General features: G+C 57.1%; 6 protein-coding genes and 1 pseudogene. 1 reads left to right on the forward strand and 6 read right to left on the reverse strand.

Annotated features, from left to right (window positions below; translation table 11 throughout):
- Window positions 1-179 precede the first annotated feature (179 nt).
- The 3 genes from ACXAED_RS20905 to ACXAED_RS20915 all read right to left on the reverse strand — a co-directional run bounded on the left by ACXAED_RS20905 (window position 180) and on the right by ACXAED_RS20915 (window position 4,298).
- A complete protein-coding gene (locus ACXAED_RS20905; protein ID WP_475053216.1) occupies window positions 180-569 on the reverse strand; it encodes a 2'-5' RNA ligase family protein in 390 nt (129 codons plus the stop codon).
- Window positions 570-1,560: 991 nt separating this feature from the next.
- Complete coding sequence (locus ACXAED_RS20910; protein WP_475053218.1) at window positions 1,561-1,989, reverse strand: hypothetical protein; 429 nt, start codon at window positions 1,987-1,989, stop codon at window positions 1,561-1,563.
- A 1,736-nt stretch (window positions 1,990-3,725) separates the two neighbouring features.
- On the reverse strand, window positions 3,726-4,298 hold the full coding sequence (locus ACXAED_RS20915; protein WP_475053219.1) for a hypothetical protein: 573 nt from the start codon (window positions 4,296-4,298) through the stop codon (window positions 3,726-3,728).
- 240 nt (window positions 4,299-4,538) lie between these two features.
- Between ACXAED_RS20915 and ACXAED_RS20920 the strand changes: the two genes are divergently transcribed.
- Complete coding sequence (locus ACXAED_RS20920) at window positions 4,539-5,423, forward strand: ankyrin repeat domain-containing protein (RefSeq protein WP_475053220.1); 885 nt, start codon at window positions 4,539-4,541, stop codon at window positions 5,421-5,423.
- Window positions 5,424-5,799: 376 nt separating this feature from the next.
- On the opposite strand, the gene ACXAED_RS20925 is transcribed toward ACXAED_RS20920, so the two are convergent.
- The 3 genes and pseudogenes from ACXAED_RS20925 to ACXAED_RS20935 form a co-directional block, all read right to left on the reverse strand.
- Window positions 5,800-6,732, reverse strand: coding sequence for an IS5 family transposase (locus tag ACXAED_RS20925; protein ID WP_475053221.1), 933 nt, complete (start codon window positions 6,730-6,732; stop codon window positions 5,800-5,802).
- Window positions 6,733-6,811: 79 nt separating this feature from the next.
- Entirely contained in the window at window positions 6,812-7,855 is a 1,044-nt protein-coding gene (locus ACXAED_RS20930) for an IS110 family RNA-guided transposase (RefSeq protein ID WP_475053222.1), read from the reverse strand.
- Between the two features lie 88 nt (window positions 7,856-7,943).
- Window positions 7,944-8,700: pseudogene (locus tag ACXAED_RS20935) on the reverse strand (IS5 family transposase).
- Between the last annotated feature and the right edge of the window lie 143 nt (window positions 8,701-8,843).

Here is an 8,843-nt window from a genome sequence, read left to right on the forward strand (position 1 = left end):
GGCTCTGCGCCCGCTTTCGCAGTGTTTTACCCGAACGCTAGCTATGGAAGCGCCAATGTCGGCGCATCGGATGAAGTCGCAGAGTCTCAGGTACATAGCCTTCGAGGCCAACGGCAGGTTCCAATCCTGCCCTCAACCTCGATCACGCCGCAATGGCATTGGGCGGCTCTGAGCCAAACCTACTTCCTAAGCGGTACAGTTTTAAGGGAATTTAGCTTGCCAGCGACCAGCTCGACCAACTCCAACGCACTTATCGTTCCGGTTATCGGAAGTGTCCCAATGTCAGCTACGTCCAGTTGCTCAATGACCCGCCGATCAGCATGCGTGGCGACCCTCATGTGGGGTTGATAAGGAAATTCAGATTTCAATTCAGCGCGGTGCAGCCCCTCATACAGCTGATTGTGCAGTTCTGTCAGCAGGTCTTTGCCTTTGCCACAAAGCAGAAAAAAGTTTGTGTGTCTCTTCAAAGGGGTCATACACGACTTTTCTGTTCGAAAACTCAACTGCAAGCTCGGGTATCTTGCCGGACACGCTTTCGCAGTGCGTGAGAACGCCCTTTGGGTCCGCATGTCTCAATCCAAACACCAGCGTTATGTGCGGAGGAACCAGCTTTGCTCTTTCCGGTTCGTGAGAAGAACGAAAGCGATCAATTTGGCAGGCCGAGCGCGGTTCAAATTCAGAGTATGCCAATACATAAGTCTTCGGACAACATTGGAACGTTGGGGCGAACACTTCAATTGCAGGAGTTCCGGCTCCCGGCCCTGGAATGTAGAGCGCTATGTGGTGCAGACGCCTAACAATTTCTTATTCTTCCCTAGCAAGCTGTAGCTCCTGTGACCTTGGGGCTTCCCTTTATGAGCGCTTAGCACTCTAGTCAGAAGCGACTACTTGCAGAACGTGGGAAACCGCAACCAGGTTCCGCTCCTCATCGTGGTAGACGACAACTGTCAACCCTTCGTAGGAGCCGATGACGCGTCGCTCATTTCGCCGGACCTCGGCGATCTCATCCGCCTTTGCCAATCTGACCGGTAGTCTGCCGCTATCCATCCCGCAGCCCCTAACTGTGCTCGTCCTGCGCATAGTGCGCGATCAACTGGGCCTGACAATTCGGGCAATCGAATTCGTCCCCTTTCGCAGGCACTGCGTCAAAAGCTATGTCCATTTTGATCTGGCACACCGGGCACTCGAAATTTGCCGAGCAGGCACCATCAGCTTCATGAAACCGGAACACTTGCCGTGACCTACTCTGGGCTCAAGTTCCAGAAGCAAGCACCAAATCCTGCAAAGTACCCGAGTCCTGCACACATGACATAAAGCTCCAGCATTACCCACCCCAAAACACCGATAAACCCAAAAAGCGTGTGATTGCAGCTCATAACACTTTCAGATTGAAATTTCAATAAAGGTGTAAGTATGGCATTTTATCCAAAGGACAAACCTGGGTCACGCATGCGGTGATGGAGCGAACCCGCTGGGCTTCACGGCAAACACGCCAGCCTTTCCGAAAATCCAAGTCTACAGCGAGACGACTTTGCGTGGCTGCTAGCCCGCGCAAGGCCGCTAGTTGTCAGCAGAGGCACAGCTGCCTGTTCCGCGCTGTTGCGCCCGGCTCCCGCCCGCCTCAGAGGCCAGCACGGTGATTTTCAGGTTCTGTATATTCAAAATAGCGCGGAAATGTACCGTGGTCGGCGCAGGTCCGCCGAGGTCGCCCGGATGCTCAACCTCCCAGCGCAGGACGAAAGAAGCCTGGCTTTTCCGCTTCAGACTAGCCAGAACCGGCTGCCCGTAGGCCGTCTCGATCCAGCTGTTGTTGACCGCAGCCAGTCTCTGATCCGCAAGCATCTGGATTGAAATCTCGGATGGCAGATGGCCTTTGTTTGAAATCGGCATCACGTCGCAGGAAAGAGTCTCAACCGCAGCCGCATTGCCTGGGATCCCGGAAGTGGAAAGGAACGCGGCCACAGCGGCCAGTAAAAGTTTTGCCTGCATCCAAATCTCCTACACCCATTCGCTCCGCGTGATGGAGCACGCAAAGCTGCTTTTGAATGTCAATTGGCCCTGGATAGCGCAGCACTCATAAGGCTGGCTGATCAAGGCCATTGAAGTGCAGGTGAGAGATTCGGCTCGAGCTCTCCCAGAAGGGTATCTGTCGCGAAACAGCGTCACAAATATTGCGTGTCTAAAATCTTAGCCACTGTGAACAGGCTGCATCCAACCGCTACTAGGTTGATAGCAAGCGAGACCTTAACGCTTCATTTACTAGACTCGCGCAAAAAGGGAGCAAGAGAGATTTCGTTCTCCCTCACCATCTAGGCAGATGACTCCTGTGGGCGCTTTTAACGAGCGCCCACCGGCTTGCTCCGCCAATCAGGCAAGAGCGAATGCTAGTCAAGTCACCGCAAAATCCAAGTCATGAATACCGCCGTCAACAGTGACACCCTGCCAGCTTGCCCTGGGGAACCCTGTTGGTTTCCTCATGCAGGGAAGAGCAACCCGCGGTTAATCAGTGTCTTTTGTTAAGTATTGCGGCTTGCTCTGCCCCTACACTGATTGACGTTTACAATCTGGCGCACGGCGCAACGGCTGCTCCGATCCCAATGTCGATGGGGCTTCCGCTTGAAGCATGAGTTGGTAGTTTCTGACGGTCTGTGGATAAAGGTGCTGATGTCAGACACGCAAGTTTGTGGCTGGTTGGCTGCACAGAACTTTTACTTTCCGCCCGGCGAGCATGAGCGACCCCGGTGATCTGCTATAAGGACGAAGGTTCGCAATACGGCGGCCTGCAGCCATTGCCCCCAGCGACGGAAGCGGCGGCTTTGTCCCGCATTGCAGTCGTTCGTTCCCGGGGATTGTTGGATTATAGGGTTTTGGCTTCCGGCTCGTCGACCTCGGAAAGGATCTCCATGATTTTCCCCCGGTGCTCGATTTTGAGTGCCACTGCCGCCGGGCCAATTCCATAAGCGCCGCGCTCCTTCTTGGAAATTATGCTGAGGTGGATAATTGAGGCCATCGCAGCACTGGCGCGGTCGGGATAAACTCGGCCATCGTCGGCCAGGTAGGATGACCTTTCTTCATGGTTACTCCGGGCGGCGGTTTTAGGACTCGGTTTCGGCGAGTTTGGTATCAAGGTCCCCCGTGGCCCCGGCGCCGTGGCCATCGAGACCGAACAGCAGGAACTTCCCGCAGTCGGTCTTGCCAACGGCGTTGAATGGGCCAATGGCGATGATGGTGACCGGCTTGCCGTTCTGCCGCGAGTATCGTCAGCGCAGCTCTAGCGTGGGGTTTCCCACAGGTTCCTCCGGACGGTTAATGGATTCGGCGCGGCCCACGCAAGCAGGCTTGATCCAGAACTGCTCTAGTGGGCCGCTGCTCCCGCCAAGTTCCTGGCGGGCATTCTTAGGGAGATATTACGCCCGCCGCAAACATCCAGAGATAGTATTGCGCCTTACGCGATTTCCGTGCGTCAGCCTCGTCTCGCGGGCTTTGTTGGATTACTTCAGTTAAGGATTGTTACCAAAATGAACCGCGCCGGATTTGCCGGAGCTTATTCTATGAGATGGCTTGCTATGCTCACGGTTTTGGCTCTTGCACTTGCGGCGCCCGCAGACGCTCAGAGACGTAAATACGTCCCGCGCGTCCGGGAGGTTAAGCGGTTGGCGGAGAAATATGGCCCAACCCAACAGAGCATTGGCTTGGGCCAGCAGGTCAGTGTGAAAGAAACCTTTTCACCCAAAAATAATCTGCATTGCCTTCTCGAAGTACTCAGGCGCATACGCCACAAAAATTATTGCCCCTCCAGCAAGCCCAACTCCCTTTGCCTTCATGGCAAGTTGTTCGTCAGCAAACAATTTCAGAGTGTTCTTGCGGAATTCCTCAGGCGTCATATCCTCAAGCGGCTCTTGCTTTACAGCGATCTGGGTAATTCGATGAATTTCCTTGGCCGCTTTTTGCGTGTCACCATGGCTTAAATTCAATGCAAGGAGTGCTTCCTGGTTTCTTACGGAAGGAAAGAGAAGAATTGGGAGCTGATCTTCAGCAATCGAAAACTCGTCGATAACTTTCTCAGCGATATCTATTCTGTAGTTATGATGGTATGGGTCGAACTCACCGTTCAAAGAAATCTCGTCGCTTGGAAACAGCATGTGGAATTTGCTGCCTGCAAGCCTGTTGAAACCGTCCCTTAGCCTTGCAACAGCATCGAACATATCTGGCTGAAAACCCGCATCCAGGTAGATCGCGTAGAGGACATGATCCTCTTCGAATTGCTTGAGTTGTTCTAAACTGTTGGCTCCAATCATCTCAAGTCCTCCAGTCATCACTACAACCGGATTATATCACAAATGGCTCACGGCGAATACGGCAGTTTATGTCTTAAGGTTGAGTGCATCTCTTGGCTCGGGCGGTTTCTGGACTCTTGGCTGCGGAGGTTGGCGCAGGGCAGCTTCGAGCCCGGAGCAGGCCTTTGCGGACCGGAGATTTGGCACAGGAAACGTGCTAATATCCCGGTACATATGTTCGCCAAGAAAGGAGAGAGACCAATGAAACCTCTTTTCGCAAGCCTTTCTGCGACGGCACTTTGTGTTCTGCCTGCGCTCGGATCCCATGCCGGGGAAGTAGCAAATGCAGCGCGTTCGGGGGATGTCGCCGCGTTGACCGGTCTTCTTGCGAACGGCGCGCCGTCAGACGAGCCGGGGGTAGCCAACCCGCTTCACTTCGCGCTCATGGCGGGCCACGTAGAAGCGGCGCGCATTTTGCTGGAATACGGTGCCGATCCCAACGCCGATACCGCGCTTGGCACCCCGCTGATGGTGGCAGCAGGGCGGGATCGGACGGAGCTTATTGAGCTGCTGCTTGACTACGGTGCCGACCTTGAAGCCACCGGAGGGCGTGAAGAGCGCACGCCGCTTCACACAGCTGCCGCTTCAGGTGCGGTGGAAGCAGTCCGGGTACTCCTCAAGTCCGGTGCCAACCCGCTGGCGCGCGCAAAGTTCGGCGACCCGCCGTTGCATCTGGCCGCTCAGAAGAACCACACGGCAGTTGCTGAAATTCTGCGCGAAGTAACAATTTGGGAGCCGCCCCAACCGCCAACCGAAGGCGACCTTCAGGCGGCAGGCGAGGAAAAAGGCCGGGTCGCCGTTGATATGTGCAAGATATGCCACCCGCTTGAAGCGGGTGAAGTCTCCAAAGGGCCGACCTTGTGGAACATTGTTGGAAGGCCTGTTGCCGGTTCTGAAAACTACCGGTATTCCAACGCCCTGCGCCAGGACGGCGGAGTTTGGGATATCGCAAAGCTTGATGCATTCCTTGCAGATCCAAAGATGGCTTTGCCAGGTAACATGATGGCAACCAGCAATGATCGTGTCGAAATCGCGGATCAGGAAATCCGCTGGTCTTTAATTGCCTATCTCACAACCCTCAAGTGACGCTTTTTTCTTCGCCAAGTTGCAAGGGGCGTGCTCACCAGTCAACGGAAACTTCGTCCCGCTTTGCGGTCGCTCGTACCAGGCGGTTTCTGGACTCCTGCCTGCGGAAGTCAGCGAAGGGTAGCAACGAGCCCTCAGCCGTCATTGCTCAGGGTGCGTTCCTCGCTGGCGCACCAAGCCAGTCACAGCCCTTCTCGGACCTGCGAACCTGGCGCAGCGCCCGCTCCTCTGAAGGTACGAATTTGCGTGACCACCCTACTGAAAGCGGACGCTCGGAAATTCGTTGTCACAACTTGTGATGCTGAGGGGGACGCCGGTGAAGGGGTCTGTTGCACAAAACAGGTGATTGCCAAGGTTCCCCTTTCCCCGGACAGACTTATCCCGCAGGTTCTGTGATTGGAATGCCGAGCGCGGTGTAGCCGTTCAGAACGGCGATCCGGACCTGGAGTTCTGCGACCTGGCGGTCGAAGTCCCGTGCCATTAGCCGCTGGCCCAGCAGTTTCACGCAATGCATCTTTGTCTCGACGCGGCTCCGGCGGTGGTATCCACTCCAACGTCGCCACAGAGCGCGGCCCAGATACTTCGATGCTCGCAGGGCCTCGTTGCGAGCCACGGCTCCAGCGGTGACGGTCTTCCATGGCTTGGCGTTCTTGCGGGGCGGGATGACGGCATGAGCGCCGCGGTCGGCGATGGCGTCATGGCATTTTCGAGTGTCGTAGGCGCCGTCGGCGGTGATGCTCCCGATCTCTTCGTTCATCGGGATCTGGCTGAGCAGGTCGGGCAGAACAGGTGCGTCGCCGATGTGGCTTCCGGTGATCTCGACAGCGCGGACCTCCAGTGTTTCCTCATCAATCCCGAGATGGATCTTGCGCCAGACGCGCCGTTTCGGCCCCCCGTGCTTGCGGGCGTGCCACTCGCCTTCACCCTCGACCTTCATCCCTGTGCTGTCGATCAACAGGTGCAGCGGCCCCTTCGAGCCACGATACGGGATGTTCACGGCCAGCGTCTTCTGGCGGCGGCTCAGCGTGCTGAAGTCGGGCACCGTCCAGTCGAGGCCGACCAGGCGCAACAGGCTCTCGACGAAGCCCGTCGTCTGCCGCAAGGCCATGCCGAACAGCACTTTCATGGAAAGGCATGTCTGGATGGCGGCATCGCTGTAGGTTTGCTGTCGACCACGCCTGCCTGTCGGCGCGGCATCCCAGCACATCTCGGGATCGAACCAGATCGTCAGCGAGCCACGGCGCTTGAGCGCTTCATTGTAGGCTGGCCAGTTCCTGGTCCTGTAGGTCGGGGGCGTCGGTCTGCTCATGCATCCCAGCTACCACGCTGGATTCACGAGATGAATCCCTCACTCGATTTGTGCAACAGAGCCGTGGAGGAGCATTCGGTCAGCCCATGTTCGGCGCGGTATCCGGCTGGAATACTGTGCCATCGACCCAGATCCGATGGAGTATCACCGCAATACGGCGAGCCAAGGCAACCATCGCGCACTTGCGTCCACGGCGTTGTGCGAGCTGGGCTCCCCATTTTCTCAGCCACGTCGATTTGCCACGGTTCATCATGACCGTTGCGGCCTGGCACAGCGCCCGCCTGAGATTGGCATCCCCCGCCTTGGTGATGCCACCCGATACATCACGTTCGCCGGATTGGTTGCGCGAAGGCGTCAGACCGGCCCATGGACCAACTCTCTTCGAAGAGGAGAAGCGCGCCGGATCGTCCACTGCGGAGCAGAAAGTGAGCGCCACGACAGCCCCGATCCCAGGCATCGTCATCAAGCGGTAGCAGACAGGATCATCCTGGGCGAGCTGGCGAACTTGCTTTTCGAGGGTGGCGAGCTCCTTGCGCAGGGACGCTCTGGCGCGCAGCATCGGCCCTGCCGCGGTTTCCAGCATGGGGTTGCCGTCTGCCAGTTCCCGAACGCGGCTTTCAAACCTGCCGCGAGAAATTGCGCCGACCTTAAGGCCAAAGTTCCTCAGCAGCCCGCGCAGCGACATTTCCAAGGCGATCATGCCATGTTGAATGGCTTTCCGGGCACCGAGAACAGCGCGGACCTCCTGTGCCGAAACTGATTTGCAGTGGACCGGACGAAACCAGCCGAGGTGAAGCAGGCGCGCAATCCCCTCGGCATCCCGGCGGTCCGTCTTGATCGGCATGGCCTTCAGCGCGCCTTTCACCTGGCGCGTTTCCATGAGCACAGCGTCGAGGCCAGCGTCGGTAAGCCCTCGGTGCAGCCATTGCGACAGTGGCCCAGCCTCCAGGCCAATCGCGGCAATGCTGCCGTCCAGATCGCCCAGCCAGCGCGTCAGAATCTCGGGTTCGCTCTCAGCTTCTGCCTCTTTGATGATCTTGCCATGCTCGCTGATCACGCAGATTGCGGTCTTGGCCAATGACACGTCCAGTCCGACAAACAGTCTCGTCCCGTAGTCCTCCATGTGGATCCAATACGGGAGCGTCGGCAGCTGACCTGTCAGCATGCAAGCGGTAACGGGCTGTGTGCAACGCAGGCCCCGTTACAGCATCTCATAGCCAGTAGATGACAAGAGCGGCGAGAGCTATGGCTGAGAGGAAGATCTTTGGACACCGGTCGTATCGAGTGGCGACACGTCGCCAATCCTTCAGCCTGCCAAACATGATCTCGATGCGGTTTCGGCGTTTGTAGCGCCGCTTGTCATATCGCACGGTTATCTTGCGCTGCTTCCGGCCAGGGATATAGGCGCGTATCCCTTTGTCTTTCAACGCCTCTCTGAACCAGTCAGCGTCGTAGCCGCGGTCCCCGAGAAGCCACTCGACATCCGGAAGGCTGCTGAGCAGAGCCCGCGCGCCTATGTAGTCGCTGACCTGCCCGGCAGTGACGAACAAGCTGAGTGGTCGGCCATGGCGTCGCAGATCGCGTGCAGCTTCGTGTTCATGCCACCCTTAGTCCGGCCAATCAGGCGACCGCGCCCCCCTTTTTCACGCCCATGCTGGTCGCTGTCCGGTGCGCCTTGAGGTAGGTCGCGTCGATCATCACGGTCTTCTCTTCGCCATGCCCGGCAGCCAATCCAGCCATCATCTGTGCGAAGATGCCTTTGTCGCTCCACCGCTTCCACCGATTATAGAACGTCTTGTGGGGGGCGTATTCAGCAGGAGCGTCGCGCCATCGCAACCCATTACGATTGATGAAGATAATCCCGCTCAACACGCGACGGTCATCGGCACGCGGCTTGCCGTGGGATTTCGGGAAATAGGGCTCTAAGCGCGCCATCTGCGCGTCCGTAAGCCAGAAGAGATCAGACATGCTCACCGCTCGTTTTTCGAACCGTGAATCACGCTGACAGAAGGAAATCAATGGGTCCTGAGCCTATAGCAGAAAACAGCTTGAAACACGATCAGCGTACCGTCTGAAACCCTGCTGTCAATACCGCCTAAATAGTGAATAAG

It is taken from the genome of Leisingera sp. ABM4_103, assembly GCF_056158685.1.